Below are 14646 nucleotides of genomic sequence, written 5' to 3'. Positions count from 1 at the left end.
CAAACAAAGAACAGGAAACTTTCGCTGCAGAAAGCTTCCTGTTCTTTTATTTTCTATGATAAAATTCAAATTGATGGGGGTAACGGTTCTTTTCATCGACGATCCCATCGATCACATGATCAAGTTTCCATTGCGTCCAATCAATCTCTGGGAAATACACATCTCCGTTAAATTCCGCATCGATCACTGTACGGTACAATTGATCGCAATCGTCAATCATCGCTTCAAAAACACCCGCTCCACCAGTTAAAAAAACGGGATGCTCTTGTTGCTTCACATACGCTAAGATTTCCTCTCGGTCATGCATCACTAACGCGCCGTTGGCTTGATAGTGTGGATCACTTGTCAAAACGATCGTCGTACGCTGCGGCAGTAATCTTTTTCCCATTCCTTCAAAGGTTTTGCGCCCCATTATAATCGTATTATTGATGGTTTGCTCTTTAAAAAATTTCAAATCATTTGGCAAATGCCACGGCAACGTGCCATCTGCTCCGATCAAACCCTTTTGATCTTGTGCCCAAAGTGCGATCAACATAAAAATTACATCCCTTCTGTATAAAATGATTCCGAAATAGTAGCAGCAACCTGCAGCCGCTGCATCAGCTGAAAAGCTGATTCATGCTCAAATGGATCTTTGTTGCGCTCATCAAAGCGCAAGCCATCACAGGCTTGGTAAACAATTGTGCCGCCGCTTCTTTGGACATTTCTCGGCCATTCCCCATCGTTTAAACGCGCGTTGTTGTTTTTCAGTAAGGTCGGTATCAGGGAGATAGGAAAGAGAGCACTGCCAGCTGCGACATCAATTTCTTGTGTTTGAAAAAAGTCAGCAGCGATCTCGTTGATCAAGCACTCCGTTCTTTGCCACGTTTGCGGATGACTCGCAAACGCCCTTGCAGTTCGCCCTAGGATACAATACGTATTCTCTGGTAACGGCTGTTTGCTTATTGCCACAAGTTCTTCTGGATACGTCTCGATCCACGTCACTACGCGATCAAAATCACAAATATGCAATGAATCCAGCATTGGTAAAGTATGCTGTGCCGCAAAAATAAGCCTTCTGCGGGCATCCGCCGCCCCTTTTGCTGGTATAAAAATGGCAGTACACTGCTGATTTGAACGAATGGCTGCTTTTAGCTCCGGCACCGTTTCTTCGGATACGGATAGCCAAACTGCATCATAGTGCTGATCCAAGAAATCAATGACTTGCTCAATGAGCACTGGAGTAATTGATCCGGCATGTCTCTGATGGAAGGTCGCCGCAAAGCCTCGTTTGTGGGTATTTTCCATTACGCCTCATTCCTTTCTTTATGAAATGAAACCAAACAACCACTTAAACTGCGATCGGTGCTTTGATTGTTGGATGCGGATCATACCCTGCCAGGGTAATATCTTCCATTTCAAAATCAAAGATTGACTGTTTTTCAGGATTTAACTGTAAGCTTGGCGCCGGACGTACCGAACGAGTCAACTGTTCCTTCATCTGTTCTATATGATTACTGTACAGATGAGCATCACCTAATGTATGGACAAAATCTCCGACTTCTAGTCCAGTTTCATGAGCAATCAGGTGCGTTAATAGCGCATAACTAGCAATATTGAAGGGAATGCCTAAAAAGACATCGGCACTGCGTTGATATAACTGACAGCTTAAGCGACCATCATGAACATAAAATTGAAACATCGTGTGACAAGGGGGCAACGCCATCGTCGGTACATCTTCTGGATTCCAAGCAGAGACGATTAAGCGGCGAGAATCTGGCGTCGTCTTGATCATGTCGATCACTTCTTTGATTTGATCGATAAACCCGCCCGTACTTTTTTCCCAATGGCGCCATTGGTACCCATAAACGTGTCCCAAATCGCCGAAGGCTTCAGCAAAAGTATCATCAGATAAGATTTTTTCACAAAACTGTTTCAACTCGTGTTGGTACTGTTCATTGAAAGCTTCATCCACTAGGGAACGACGGCCAAAGTCCGTCATGTCAGGACCTGTGTAAGCATCACTTTTAATATAGCGCTCAAACGCCCATTCATCCCAAATGTGGTTATTATGTTCTAGGAGATAACGAATGTTGGTATCTCCTTTTAGAAACCACAATAATTCGCTTTTGATCAAGCCAAAAGGAACTCTCTTGGTTGTCAACAATGGAAAGCCTTGGGACAGATCAAAACGCATTTGGTGACCAAAGACACTGCGTGTTCCCGTTCCGGTACGATCACTTTTATCATTGCCTTCTGCTAATATTTTTCTTCCTAGATCTAAATATGCTTGTTCCATCGTTCTCTCCTTTACTCTACACAAATTCGCTCAAATATTCCCAACGATCCATTTTTTCTGCAAGTTGCGTTTCAACCTCGCTGATTTCTTGCTGTAATTTTTGGAGCTTGGTAAAGTCAGCTCCTTGATGATTCATCTCTTCAGTCAAAGCGGCTGCTTTTTCTTCTAAAGCCGCGATATCATCTTCAATTGTCGCCCACTCTTTTTGTTCCATATAACTCAGTTTCTTTTTGACAGGCGTTGCAGCAGACTCCTCACTATCAGCAGAAAGGGAATCGGTTTTTGATTCTTTTGGCTCTAGTACACATGAACTAGCTTTATTGGTATTGGCTGCTAGATACTCATTAATGGAACCAAAGTAGGACTTAATCCTGCCGTTTCCTTCAAAGATCAGCAATTTTTGGGCAACTTTATCTAAAAAGTAGCGGTCATGGGAAACAGTGATTACTGCACCTGGGAATGTTTCCAAATAATTTTCCAAAATCGTCAGGGTATCAATATCCAAATCGTTGGTCGGTTCATCTAACAAGAGAACATTTGGCTGCCCAATCAATAGCTTGAGCAAAAATAGGCGTCGTTTTTCCCCGCCAGACAGCTTGCCGATCTTAGTGCCGTGCATGGATCGCGGAAACAAAAACTGTTCCAGCATTTCTGCGACACTGACTTGTGAGCCATCCACTTTTTGCACTTCCTCGGCTGCTTCTTGCAAATAAGCAATCATTCGCTGATCAGGGTTCATCGCTTCAATCGTTTGCGTATAATAAGCCATTTTCACAGTCACGCCAATCGTCCGCTCCCCTTCTTCTAAAGGCAGGCGACCAGCTAAAATATTGAGCAACGTAGATTTGCCCGCACCGTTTTCTCCTGTGATCCCTAAGCGTTCTCTTGATTGAATCAACAAATCAAAGTGAGACAAAATCGTTTTGTTTTCAATCTGGAAACTCGCATCTTTTAGCGCTAAGACTTGTTTGCCTAAGCGTGTCGTAGCAACATCAATGGCCACTTCGCCGTTACGTTTTACTTGATGTAGGTTTTCTTTTAAATCATCGAAACGATCGATCCGTGCCTGTTGTTTCGTTGTACGGGCCTTTGCTCCGGTGCGAATCCAAGCCAACTCATGTTTGTATAACTGCTTGCGCTTGTCTTCTTGCGTCTCCTCCACTCGTTCTCGTTCTGATCGAGCATGAAGATACGTCTCGTAATTGCCTTGATATTCATGCAGCTTGCCAAAGGACAATTCAAAGATTCGGTTAACGACTCGATCCAAAAAGTAGCGATCGTGGGTCACCATCAATAACGCACCCCGATAATTTTTTAGATAGCCTTCCAACCATTGGATCGCATCATAATCTAAGTGGTTAGTCGGTTCATCCAATAACAACAGGTCTGGTTCATCGATCAATACTTGAGCCATAGCCACTCGTTTCTTTTGACCTCCAGATAACTCACTGACCTTTTTCTTTAAATCACTGATCCCAAGTTTTTGGAGGATAATTTTGGCTGTTGTATCTGTGTTCCAAGCATCCGCTTTATTCATCGCTTCTTCTGCCAATTGATAATTGCGCTGCGTTTGTTGATCCATACCATTATTTTCTAAAGCAATCAGCGCTTTTTCATAGTCGCGAACAACGCGGATCAGCGGACTGGTCCCTTGAAAAACAGCATCTACAACGGATAATTCTTCTTGTAGCTGATTGTCTTGCGCTAAAAAGCCAATTCGATAATCTTGACTAGCAAAAACAGTTTGGCGATCACCATCTCCACGATCCAAACCTGCTAAGATTCGCAGCAAACTTGATTTCCCCGTGCCATTGACACCGATCAAACCGATCCGATCTTTTTCATGTATCAGAAAAGAAAGCTGATCAAACAGTGTTTTTTCACCGTAAGTTTTGGTTAATTCACTTACTTTTAATTCTTTCACAGAATCCCTCCTGAGTTTTTTCTTCGCTCATTGTACCACATTTCATCCGAGGAAACGATGAGAGAAAGGAGCAGTTTTTGCAATAAAAAAGAATGCCTTCGTCAGTTTATTCCCTCTGATCATCGATGTTGATCATCTTTTAGGAATAACCTGACGGAGACACTCCATAAAACGTGCATCAAGTTGCGCGCCTTTAGAGACATATTATCGGCGGAACATCCGCTGTTTCGGTTGTTCTTCCGCTCGAGACATCGCATACGATTCTAACAGATTGACATTGCGTCGGTACTCATTTGCAGAAATCGTTGAAATTTTCTCAGCCACTTCATATTCATCGATCGTCTTGCGCTCAAGATAATAGCCCCAAAGGACTTTCTTAACAAAAATCGGGTCTTGCTCAATCATGATCGTTTCAATGAAATTGCTATGTTCAAACCGTTTGATGCTCATTTCTCGTTGACGAATAAAGAAATTGATCAGCGAGGAATCATAAACATCTTCTAAATTGCTCAAACTGTGAAAAATGTATTCGCTGTTTTTTAAGTAGATTTTTTGTACTTCAGAAATGTCTCGTTGTTTCAAGGCATCTTTCAGTTGCTGCTGCCGCTGTAAAAACAAACGTGGATGGATCAGTACACGAATAAAACGCTGAATAAAGAAGAGCCAAAAACTAAAGAATGAGAGAATTTGTTTTGCGAGGGAATGCTGCTGCTGAGAAATAAAGCGTGAATAAAAACGATAGCCATTTAGGCTGACTTTCCCATTTCGATAAGCTTCATCCAAGCCGTCTTGTTCGATCGATAAAATCAATCCTTGAATTTCTTGGATTTCTTGTTTTTCTGAATCAGTCAAACTATTGCGATACAATTCCCAACGACGATTTTCATAGGAATTGATGACAGCATCGATCGCTAAGCGACCTTTATCAGAAAGCTCTTGTTTTTCTTCTGCTTCCAATTGTTCGATGACGTCTTCTAAGATCAGCAAGTGATTGAAGTCGACACTTTCGGCAGCTTCACCATCTGCCAAATAAGGTAAGACCATCACGCTGATGATCAATGTCAGCAAAATTACACAGGCGGTCAAAAACAGGAGCAAGCTCCGTTCCTGAAACGGTGTATCATGCACCATCACCGGTAAAATGAAGATGGCTGCCAAACTGACTGTTCCCTTGACGCCACCAAAGGTCAACAAGGCGACTTGATTCATGGATACTTGTTTTTTTGACTGTAAGAACCAATAATAAAATAGCAAAAAGATAAAACGTACGAGGAAAATCACCGCTGTGACGACTAAAATCGTGATGACTAGATGCCAGTTTGCATAGTTTTTGCTTTCCCAGATCGGTGAAAAGACTTGTGACAACTCGATCCCTAGAAAGAGAAACACTAATGCGTTCAATGTAAAGACAATGGTCGACCATGTGCTTTCCGAAATGTTCGCTAATTCTGCATCAAACAACGAGATCCGGCGTTTTCTTTGGGCTTGGGCTACACCTGCCACAACTGCTGCGATAATCCCTGAGACGCCAATCATTTCTGCCAGCAAATAGGCAGCAAATGGCAAGAGCAGTTCAATCAATAAGTATACTGTGACATCTTGTGCCGAGATTTTTTCAATAAAACGTAAAATCCGGCGTTTCAGCCATACGATCAAGTAACCGACAAGCCCGCCACCGATACTAGAGAAAAGAAGTTGGAAGCCTGCGTTGGCTGCTGAAAAACTCCCGGTAGTCAAAGCCACGATAGCAAACTGTAATGCGGTAACCCCCGAAGCATCGTTCAGTAAGCCCTCGCCTTCAAGAATATGCATAATGTTTTTGGAAATTTTCAAACGCTTTGCTAATGAGGAGACTGCCACCGCATCAGTTGGTCCTAACGCAGCCCCGAAAGCGAAGCAAGCAGCCAGAGGTATCGTCGGCATCAACCAATGGAGGGTTCCGCCGACCGCAAACAGCGTCATTAACACGCCACCAAAAGCCAAAAACAGCACGATCTTGCTGTTTTTTAGGATCTCAGGTACATCTGCTCGTTCCCCTTCTCGAAATAGCAATGGACCAATGATCATTACTAAAAACATTTCCGGTTCAAAGGCGATCTCTTGACCCATTTCTGTAAGACCTAATAAAATTCCTAAGATGATTTGAATAAAAAAGATCGGTACTGAGGGCAATATTTTGCTCGCCACATTTGATAATGTGACAAGAATTGCAATGATAATGACGAGTTCAATAAATTCCATCCATTACCCTCTTTTCTTTCGAATGGCTAATAACAGCTCAAGAAAATCTTCTTTTTTTAAAAGGATCTTGTCGTTTAGAAGACCTAACTCCTTTTCGTTATTTTCAATCTCGCATTGGACACGCCGTGATTCCAAGCGATATAAATCGTGTTTCATTCGTTCAAATTTTCGGAAAAGCAATGGATTTTTCCGTTGTAAATAATCCCGAATCTCCTTTTTTTCAGATGGTGTAAATTGTCCCAACTGCTTCATTAGTTCTTGCTTACTTAAACATTCCTTGTTCATAATTACGTTTTTTACCCCTTTTATCATCAGTTTATCTTTTTATTTAACGTGCAAATCAAAATTATCTCTTGACCGCTAGTATTCTAAGCCAATCATTCAAAAATAGCAAGTCTTTCTCACTAAATGTTGGTTTTCTATCAGTTTTCTTATAAAACAAAAAAACCGCAGTCTTCACTGCGATTTTTTATGCTTATTTCATATATAAGTCGTAGTAAGCATCCATGATCTCTTTGGCGATTTGAATATTTGGATGGGTATCTGTGTCGCCTTTTAATTGAGGCATTACGATCGCAATCGCAATATCCGCATCACTGCTTGGCCCGTAGGCAACGATGTTTAGGTTAACTAAGCTGATGGTATTGCCATTACTATCCACAATTGGTGTTTCGGCAGTACCTGTTTTGGCAGAGACCTCCATTTTCGCAGAAGCCAAGCCTTTGGCAGTTGCCCAAGCATCCGTTCCATGAACTGCATCATAAAATCCATTTTGAACAATTTGCATTTGAGCATCTGTTAAACCAACTTCATTCAATACCGTTGGTTCGATCTCTTCGATCAGTGAGCCAAGACCGCCAGTTTCATCATTGCCGTAAATACCGTCGACGATATGAGGCTGCAATCTTTTGCCACCATTAGCAACGGTTGCTGCATATTGTGCCAGCTGCAACGTGGTATAGGTATCAAACTGACCAAAAGCCAAGTCAAGGATCTTCCCACCATCACTGACCGGGTCCATGTTATCGATCGATGTGCTGATACCAGTCGCTTCTCCCGGTAAATCGATCCCAGTTTCAGTTCCCATACCAAAAGAGGCAAAAGACGAACGTAGTTTTTCATAGACATCCCCTTGACGATCCACTGTTGGAATCGAGATACCTGACTGATAATTGATGCCCATCAAACGTAAAGCGACTTGCATCATATAGGAGTTAGAAGAAACTTCCAACGCCTGCTCCGCAGAAAGGTTACGATTATTTGCCCCAGTTGGGTTGAAAATTGAGGCTTTTACATCGGAGCCAATTCTGATTGGTTGATCCAATAACACTTCATTGCCGTTTAAGACCCCATTTTCCCAGCCAGCAGCCAAAGTCCCTGCTTTGACAACGGACCCTGGTACAAAGGAATTAATGAAGGTACCAATGGCATTTTCCTGCAATTCATTTGAACCTGTATCATGATGATAGCCGGACATTGACAAAACGCCGCCGGTTTTTGGATTTAACGCCACTGCGTAAACCCCTGGAGAATATTCTGCTGCCCCAGAATCAATCAGTTTTTGGAAATTGTCTTGCAAGATTTTATCAACTCTCGCTTGAAACTCAGCATCTAATGTTAATACAAGGTTATCCCCTTTTGCCCCAGCAAAGGTTTCTTTTTGACTTTCAATATTATTATTGTTATCAAGGGAAATCTCGGAAATGGATTTTGTGCCTTGTAAGACTTCTTCATAATGCTGCTCTAAATAACTACGTCCAACTCGATCATTACGAGCATAGCCTTTTTCTAAAAATTCATCCAAAACTTCTTCCGGAATCCCTTGTTCTTCACTAGTCACCGTTCCGATCAAACTAGCCAGAGAACTTCCTTCAACGATGTTTCTCGTCCAATCAGTCCCCGTGGAGATTCCCGGTAAATCAACCATATTTTCAGCGACAACAGCTAATTCACGGTCAGACACATCCGACGTCTTAATAAAGACCGTACTCAAAGATTGGGCGCTATTCATCCGCTTAAAAATCGTGGCTGCTTCTAATTCTGCATCAGAGAAATTGATTTCATCTTCTGTCACTTTATCAACGGTTGCCGCATATTGTTCAGAAGTACCTAAAGAACGCTCTTCATCACTCAATCGGTCAGTTGCTGCTTCAAGATTTTCTTCATCGGCCAGCCAAAAGTCCTTAAGATCACGATCAGACAAGTTTTTGTCCACAGGTACTTCGATCAACTCGCTCAATTTTTTGGCCGTTTCTAATAAATCTTGAGCGGTCATTTTGTTTCCGCGGGTAAATGTGATTGCTGCATTGGCTTGATTTTCCACCAGCGCTTTTCCAGAAGCGTCATAGATCATTCCCCGAGGGGCGCTTCCTTTGACTTCCACTACAGATGAAGCTTTCAACTGCTGCTCAATATTGTCGCCATTGACGATCTGTAGATAGCCTAATTGAACGATCAAGGACACAAACAAAGCAAAAATAATAAAAAACAAAAAGTTCAATCGAAATGGAACATGAGATTTGCGATACGATTTAGCCTTTGGTTCTTCTGGCCCCTTGCGTATCCCTTGGACAACTTTATCTTTCAAATTCTTCATCTCATCTATCCTTCCAATCTATAATGACTACTGTCCTATTTTACCAAAAAATTCGATTCGAAACAGAAAAAACAAAAAATATCCATTAATCCTTAGAAAAAACTATAAAAATTAGCGTGAATCCGAGTAAATGTTTCACAGTTTGATTGTTTCATTTTCATTCTTTCATGAAAAAATTGTTTTTTTAAGCTTTCTTATGTTTTTTCATTTGATGGTTTCGTGAAACAAGATTTCCGTTGGTGCTTTTGTGGAAAACTAAAAAGCAGGAGGACTTTCGGTCATCCTGCTTTTTAGGCTTCTAAAGAAACTAGCTACTCTCCAGTTGTTGAGTTTTCTTCTGAAAAGGTCAGACTGTCGTCGTATAACTGATAATTAGGCGATCCGTTAGTAAATTCGTCGCCTTGGGTCAAACCCTCGTTCGTCGGAAGTTGCAACTGCTCCTTTAATAAATTTTGCGTATGTAACAACTGATTCGTCCCCAATAACTGATAATACACTCCACCAATCAGTTGCCCTTCTCCTTGGAGTTGCTCTTGTTTGATGGTCGTAAAAGCAGGGATATAATTGGTAGCGATGTCCATCATATCATCCCACGTAAGATCCGTCTTCGAATTCTTTTCAACCGCCTTAAGAATCTTTTGGTAATTACTGATACCATCCAGACTCATAACTTTTTGAAGAATTTTCGTAACCACTTCTCTTTGCCGTCTTTGGCGACCGATATCCCCTTCCGGATCTTGTTTTCGCATTCTTGCATAAGCCAGACCTGTCTTACCATCTAAAGTAATTCGCCCTTCAGGGACATGAACACCTTCTAAAGTAAAATCGATAGCATTTGTCACCTCGATGCCCCCAACTGCATCGATCAGATCCCGCATACCCTGCATATTGATCGTCACATAGTGATCGATAGGAATGTCCAAGAGATTTTCAACAGAGTCCATGGCCATGGCCTCCCCACCAAAAGCATAAGCATGATTCAGCTTATCGATCGTATTGTACCCAACGATTTGTGTATAAATATCACGGTCAAGGCTAATGATCGTTGACTGTTTTTTTTCTGGATTTACCGTCACCACCATCATACTATCCGAACGACCTTGTTCGGTTCGCCCTAAAGCCCCAGTGTCGATTCCCATTAGCAAAATGGAAAACGGATCTCGATCTTCAATGCTGATCGCTTCCTCTCGTTTGTCTGTTTTCCGATCAACAGCGTGAGAGATTTGATTAAAAGTGGCATTCGTCTCTTGATAAACCTGCATCCCGTAGATCGTTACTCCAATGATTCCAACCACTAACACGACTAAAATACCTAAAATTACCTTTTGATATCTCCGCATCTTACACCTCGCCAATAAAAATTCACTCATCAAATAAATTTTCCCACAAAACGCATCTTTCAGCAATCGCTATCATGCATCAACTTCATATTTAATCCTTCCGTAACTTCTTTGAAATAAACAAAAATAAAACAAAAATAAAGTGCACCCTCTAAGTTAGAGAGTGCACCGCAAATAGTCACTTTTTTAAATATAATCCACAAAACGAGCACGAAACTTCATATGCAGATGGCTTCCTAAAATAAGAAGCATCAAAGTTAAACACCAGAATATAAGTGTGTAAGTCGTTTTTTCCCAAACCCATGCACGGGAAAGGAAAGCATCACGAAATCCTTCGATTAAATAGTAAAATGGATTCAAGCGAAGAATCTTGATTAACCAAACAGGCATATTTCGGTTATTAATATCCCAAATCGGACCAGAAACATAAAATAATAATCTCAAAACAGACTGTAGAAAAATATGATAGTCACGTATCAGTACTGTTATGGTCGCATTCAATAGACCAAAAGCAAATAGGAATATGACCATCGCAAGAAAGTAATAAATAAATTGTAACCAATAGATGCTTGGTGTCACACCTGCTATGAATAACGAACCTACGACGATTGCCACCATAGGAATGTAGGATGACAAATTACTTATAATATTGATCGATGGTAAAATGCTTACTGGGAACTTCATTTTTGCTACCATTCCAACTTGTCGGTGAATACTATTAGAAGCGCCTAGTACAGATGCATTAATATAAAACCAAGCAGTGATCCCAATCAGCATCCAGATAATAAAAGGAACGCCATCAATTTTTCTATTCCCGTTCACTCCTAACCCGAAAACCAAATAATAAATACCGATTTGAATCGCAGGATTTAATATTTGCCAAGCTAATCCCAAATAATGGCTCTGATAAGTAGCCTTATCCTCATATCGAGACATCCGGAATATAATTCCCGCATGCTTAAATTGTTCTTTTATAACTGCAGCAATCTCTTTCACAAACTTCTTCCTTTTCTATATGAACTAAACAAAGAAACATCTTCTTTATTTGAAAACTTGACTGATCGTTTCAACGGGATTCTTAATTGCGTAAGTAATCGAACGCCCACTAAAAGAAACCAGCGAACAAAATATCGTTGCGGCTACTACCAAACCTAGGATTCCTTTGGTTGGCCAGCTCATTTTTTCCCCTAAAGGTGTACGTTTCAAGTTTTTTTGGATCATTTGGTCCGAAAGATTTTGTTGTTGCAAGAAGTGATCTTCACGGCTTTTTTCTGCTAATTTCTCCAAATTAAAGGCTTTCTGGTCTTCTTTATAATTGTCTTGATACGCTTTTTGCTCTTTCTTTGGCTGCTTTTTGAACCAATCAATGAATTTGCGATATTCAGCCATTACTTCTTCAGTAGGACCAAACATCCGTAAATCACCATAGTGCATCCAAATCGTTCGGTCGCAAAGTTTTTCTACCTGTCCTAAAGCATGACTGACAAAAAAGATGGTTTTTCCGGCTGCTTTAAATTCCATGATTTTATCCACACATTTTTGATAAAAAGTTTCATCACCGACAGACAAAGCTTCATCAATAACTAAAATATCTGGATCATTATGAACAGCAATAGCAAAGCCTAACCGTGATTTCATCCCACTGGAATAGCTTTTAACCGGTTGATTGATAAAGTCACCCAAATCAGCAAAGGCCACGATCTCAGGCATTTTTTCATCAATTTCTTTATTAGTCATTCCAGACATCAATGCTTTGAGCCGAATATTTTCTAACCCAGTCAGCTGATATTTTAACCCCGCACCGATTGCGATAATCGAGGTGTCACCATTTACTTCCATCGTACCAGATGTCGGTGGGATAATCCCACTGATCACGTTGGATAAAGTTGATTTCCCAGAACCATTGATTCCAATGATCCCTACTGATTCGCCGGCTTTCACATCGAAGCTGATCCCTTTTAAGGCCCAAAATCGAGGAACATTGCGATGATAGAACTTGAATAGCGCTTTTACTTTATCCGCTTTCTTTTTATATAAGTCGTATTCTTTCGTCACTAAAGTTGCACGGACTTTGATTTCTTTTTCCACTTTCTTCATCCATTCTCATAGAATTTCTAATTGATCGAGTCAACTCACAAAACATCATACCATATTTTGTGTTCTGAACAAATAATCAATGAAAAACTAGTAATAAAATCTTAATTTCTTGAAGTTGGGCTCAATAAAAAAAACATCTGTAAAAGATGCTTTTTTATAATAGTCCTTTTAATTGTTAAGTTTCAAATCTTTTTTGATTTGAGTAGTTGATATTTCCGGGGTCCGTTCTAGATAGATCACTTCAGCATCTGTTTCTTCTTGAATAAAATCAAATTTGCCAGCCCAATCGTCTCCCATAACAAAGGTATCCACATGATATTCTTTGACATCGGAAACTTTTTGTGCCCACCCTTCTTCAGGAATCACTAGATCCACATACCGAATCGCTTCTAATAATTGCTTTCTTTTCTCATAAGAAAAGTAGCATTTTTTTTGTTTTTCGTTCCAATTAAATTCATCCGTTGATAGTGCCACGATCAAATAATCGCCTTGCTCTTTTGCACGACGCAAAAGATTGATATGTCCATAATGCAATAAATCAAATGTTCCGTAAGTAATTACTCGTTTCATGCTTATCCCTCTTCGCTTCCTAGTCTTACTAATGTATTGAAGATACCAAATATGGCGAGAAATAGCAAATTAAAAAAGCTGAGGGCTTACTCAGCTTTTCCGTTCTGATTTAGACTTTGGTCACTTCTGCTGCTTGAGGTCCGCGGGCACCTTCAACGATCGTAAATTCAACTTCTTGACCTTCTTCAAGTGACTTAAAACCGTCTCCTTGAATGGCAGAAAAGTGAACAAATACATCATCGCCACCGTCAACTGTGATAAAACCAAACCCTTTTTCGTTGTTGAACCATTTTACTTTCCCATGTTCCATAGTGTGTAAAGCCTCCAATAATTATAATCCGACGATTCCGTCGCCTTTATTATAGCGGATTATGTAAGCGTTAGCAATATCAAAACGATTCTTTCTATCCACAAAAAAAGAAGCCTTTTAGCAGGCTTCTTTCTAGTAAATTGTTTAAGCTTTTGCGAAATATTCGTTTACTTTGTCCCAGTTAACAACACTCCAGAAAGCATTGATGTAATCTGGACGAACATTTTTGTATTTCAAGTAATACGCATGTTCCCAAACATCTAAACCTAAGACAGGTGTTTGGCCATCCATCAATGGTGAATCTTGATTCGCTGTTGAGGTGATTGCTAATTTGCCATCTTTAACGACTAACCATGCCCAACCTGAACCAAAACGTCCGGTTGCAGCCGTTTTGAATTCTTCTTTGAAGTCTTCAAAGCTGCCGAAAGCTTCGTCAATTGCCTCTTTGATAGCTCCAGTAGGTTCACCGCCAGCATTTGGGCCTAAGATTTCCCAGAAGAACGTGTGGTTAGCATGGCCGCCGCCATTGTTACGAACCGCTGTTTGAATATCTTCTGGCACAGAAGAAAAGTCAGCTAATAATTCTTCAACTGTTTTTTCACCTAATTCAGGGTGTTTTTCAATCGCTGCGTTTAAGTTTGTTACATAAGTGTTATGGTGTTTATCATGATGCAAATGCATCGTTTCTTCATCAATGTATGGTTCTAATGCATCGTATGCGTAAGGTAAATCTGGTAATGTGTAAGTCATAAAAAAATTCCTCCTCAATGATAATGTTTACATAAGTAACATTATCAGACTATCAGACTTTGTTCAAAAAATATGCTTACTTTTTCTCACTTTTTTTCGTATTGAAAATCAAAAATTTACTAAACACATAGTTTGCCAAAACAACAACAACTTGGGTGACCAGCTTGGCAACTAGATCGCCGGTTGCCAAAATTGAAATAAATAGATACATACAAAGCATATCTAAGCCTAATGATAAGACACGAAAGAAAATGAACTTCCCAAATGCCGCCCATGACTCTTGCTTTGTCTCGGTTTTTGCTTCAAAAACCCATAACTTATTTGTAAAGTAGGCGAACAAAACAGAAGCAATCCATGAAATCACATTCGCTGTCTGGTAATAAAGACCAAATCCTTCACGAAAAATGAGATAGACGACAATGTTGACTACAGTCGTTAATCCACCAAAAAATAAATACGTAATCGGCTCCCACAACTTTTTTTGCTGCAAGAACTGCTTGTATTCGTTGTACTTTTGCATTCTTTTGCCTACTTTCATTT

14 protein-coding genes are annotated in these 14646 nt (G+C 40.4%); all 14 read right to left on the bottom strand.

Features of this window, described 5'->3' with window-relative positions; translation table 11 throughout:
- Positions 1 to 46: 46 nt before the first annotated feature.
- The gene (locus A5882_RS10585) at positions 47 to 535 is read right to left on the bottom strand and encodes a dihydrofolate reductase (RefSeq protein WP_086299606.1); all 489 of its coding nucleotides are present in this window, start codon (positions 533 to 535) and stop codon (positions 47 to 49) included.
- A gap of 5 nt (positions 536 to 540) precedes the next feature.
- A complete protein-coding gene (locus tag A5882_RS10580; RefSeq protein WP_086299607.1) occupies positions 541 to 1287 on the bottom strand; it encodes a hypothetical protein in 747 nt (248 codons plus the stop codon).
- A gap of 43 nt (positions 1288 to 1330) precedes the next feature.
- Positions 1331 to 2278, bottom strand: coding sequence for a thymidylate synthase (locus tag A5882_RS10575; protein ID WP_086299608.1), 948 nt, complete (start codon positions 2276 to 2278; stop codon positions 1331 to 1333).
- A gap of 16 nt (positions 2279 to 2294) precedes the next feature.
- Positions 2295 to 4202, bottom strand: coding sequence for an ABC-F family ATP-binding cassette domain-containing protein (locus A5882_RS10570; protein ID WP_086372723.1), 1908 nt, complete (start codon positions 4200 to 4202; stop codon positions 2295 to 2297).
- Positions 4203 to 4406: 204 nt separating this feature from the next.
- A complete protein-coding gene (locus A5882_RS10565; RefSeq protein ID WP_086317044.1) occupies positions 4407 to 6443 on the bottom strand; it encodes a sodium:proton antiporter in 2037 nt (678 codons plus the stop codon).
- Positions 6444 to 6446: 3 nt separating this feature from the next.
- Positions 6447 to 6728, bottom strand: a complete 282-nt coding sequence (locus A5882_RS10560; RefSeq protein WP_086299662.1) for a hypothetical protein — start codon at positions 6726 to 6728, stop codon at positions 6447 to 6449.
- Between the two features lie 190 nt (positions 6729 to 6918).
- Positions 6919 to 9039, bottom strand: coding sequence for a penicillin-binding protein 2 (locus A5882_RS10555; protein ID WP_086372722.1), 2121 nt, complete (start codon positions 9037 to 9039; stop codon positions 6919 to 6921).
- A 311-nt stretch (positions 9040 to 9350) separates the two neighbouring features.
- Positions 9351 to 10379 carry an LCP family protein gene (locus tag A5882_RS10550; protein ID WP_086299610.1) on the bottom strand — a complete coding sequence of 343 codons (1029 nt, stop codon included), beginning with the start codon at positions 10377 to 10379 and terminating at the stop codon, positions 9351 to 9353.
- A 186-nt stretch (positions 10380 to 10565) separates the two neighbouring features.
- Positions 10566 to 11375 (bottom strand): ABC transporter permease, encoded by an 810-nt coding sequence (locus A5882_RS10545; protein WP_086299611.1) that lies wholly within the window; start codon positions 11373 to 11375, stop codon positions 10566 to 10568.
- A gap of 45 nt (positions 11376 to 11420) precedes the next feature.
- Positions 11421 to 12476: an ABC transporter ATP-binding protein gene (locus tag A5882_RS10540; RefSeq protein WP_086299612.1), complete on the bottom strand. Its 1056-nt coding sequence runs from the start codon at positions 12474 to 12476 to the stop codon at positions 11421 to 11423.
- Between the two features lie 168 nt (positions 12477 to 12644).
- On the bottom strand, positions 12645 to 13046 hold the full coding sequence (tagD, locus tag A5882_RS10535) for a glycerol-3-phosphate cytidylyltransferase (protein ID WP_086372721.1): 402 nt from the start codon (positions 13044 to 13046) through the stop codon (positions 12645 to 12647).
- A 109-nt stretch (positions 13047 to 13155) separates the two neighbouring features.
- Positions 13156 to 13356 (bottom strand): cold-shock protein, encoded by a 201-nt coding sequence (locus A5882_RS10530; RefSeq protein WP_005229578.1) that lies wholly within the window; start codon positions 13354 to 13356, stop codon positions 13156 to 13158.
- A 144-nt stretch (positions 13357 to 13500) separates the two neighbouring features.
- Complete coding sequence (locus A5882_RS10525; RefSeq protein WP_005236898.1) at positions 13501 to 14106, bottom strand: superoxide dismutase; 606 nt, start codon at positions 14104 to 14106, stop codon at positions 13501 to 13503.
- A gap of 76 nt (positions 14107 to 14182) precedes the next feature.
- The gene (locus A5882_RS10520; protein ID WP_034872204.1) at positions 14183 to 14626 is read right to left on the bottom strand and encodes a GtrA family protein; all 444 of its coding nucleotides are present in this window, start codon (positions 14624 to 14626) and stop codon (positions 14183 to 14185) included.
- Positions 14627 to 14646: the final 20 nt, after the last annotated feature.

It is taken from the genome of Enterococcus sp. 4E1_DIV0656, assembly GCF_002140695.1.
Lineage (GTDB): Bacteria > Bacillota > Bacilli > Lactobacillales > Enterococcaceae > Enterococcus_D > Enterococcus_D entomosocium.
This window is presented reverse-complemented; position numbering and strand designations above follow the sequence as displayed.

What these genes read in the sequence shown, in the direction of transcription:
- A5882_RS10585 (WP_086299606.1), bottom strand. Translation starts at nt 535, where the DNA reads ATGTTGATCGCACTTTGGGCACAAGATCAAAAGGGTTTGATCGGAGCA.
- A5882_RS10580 (WP_086299607.1), bottom strand. Translation starts at nt 1,287, where the DNA reads ATGGAAAATACCCACAAACGAGGCTTTGCGGCGACCTTCCATCAGAGA.
- A5882_RS10575 (WP_086299608.1), bottom strand. Translation starts at nt 2,278, where the DNA reads ATGGAACAAGCATATTTAGATCTAGGAAGAAAAATATTAGCAGAAGGC.
- A5882_RS10565 (WP_086317044.1), bottom strand. Translation starts at nt 6,443, where the DNA reads ATGGAATTTATTGAACTCGTCATTATCATTGCAATTCTTGTCACATTA.
- A5882_RS10560 (WP_086299662.1), bottom strand. Translation starts at nt 6,728, where the DNA reads ATGAACAAGGAATGTTTAAGTAAGCAAGAACTAATGAAGCAGTTGGGA.
- A5882_RS10555 (WP_086372722.1), bottom strand. Translation starts at nt 9,039, where the DNA reads ATGAAGAATTTGAAAGATAAAGTTGTCCAAGGGATACGCAAGGGGCCA.
- A5882_RS10550 (WP_086299610.1), bottom strand. Translation starts at nt 10,379, where the DNA reads ATGCGGAGATATCAAAAGGTAATTTTAGGTATTTTAGTCGTGTTAGTG.
- A5882_RS10540 (WP_086299612.1), bottom strand. Translation starts at nt 12,476, where the DNA reads ATGAAGAAAGTGGAAAAAGAAATCAAAGTCCGTGCAACTTTAGTGACG.
- tagD (WP_086372721.1), bottom strand. Translation starts at nt 13,046, where the DNA reads ATGAAACGAGTAATTACTTACGGAACATTTGATTTATTGCATTATGGA.
- A5882_RS10530 (WP_005229578.1), bottom strand. Translation starts at nt 13,356, where the DNA reads ATGGAACATGGGAAAGTAAAATGGTTCAACAACGAAAAAGGGTTTGGT.
- A5882_RS10525 (WP_005236898.1), bottom strand. Translation starts at nt 14,106, where the DNA reads ATGACTTACACATTACCAGATTTACCTTACGCATACGATGCATTAGAA.
- A5882_RS10520 (WP_034872204.1), bottom strand. Translation starts at nt 14,626, where the DNA reads ATGCAAAAGTACAACGAATACAAGCAGTTCTTGCAGCAAAAAAAGTTG.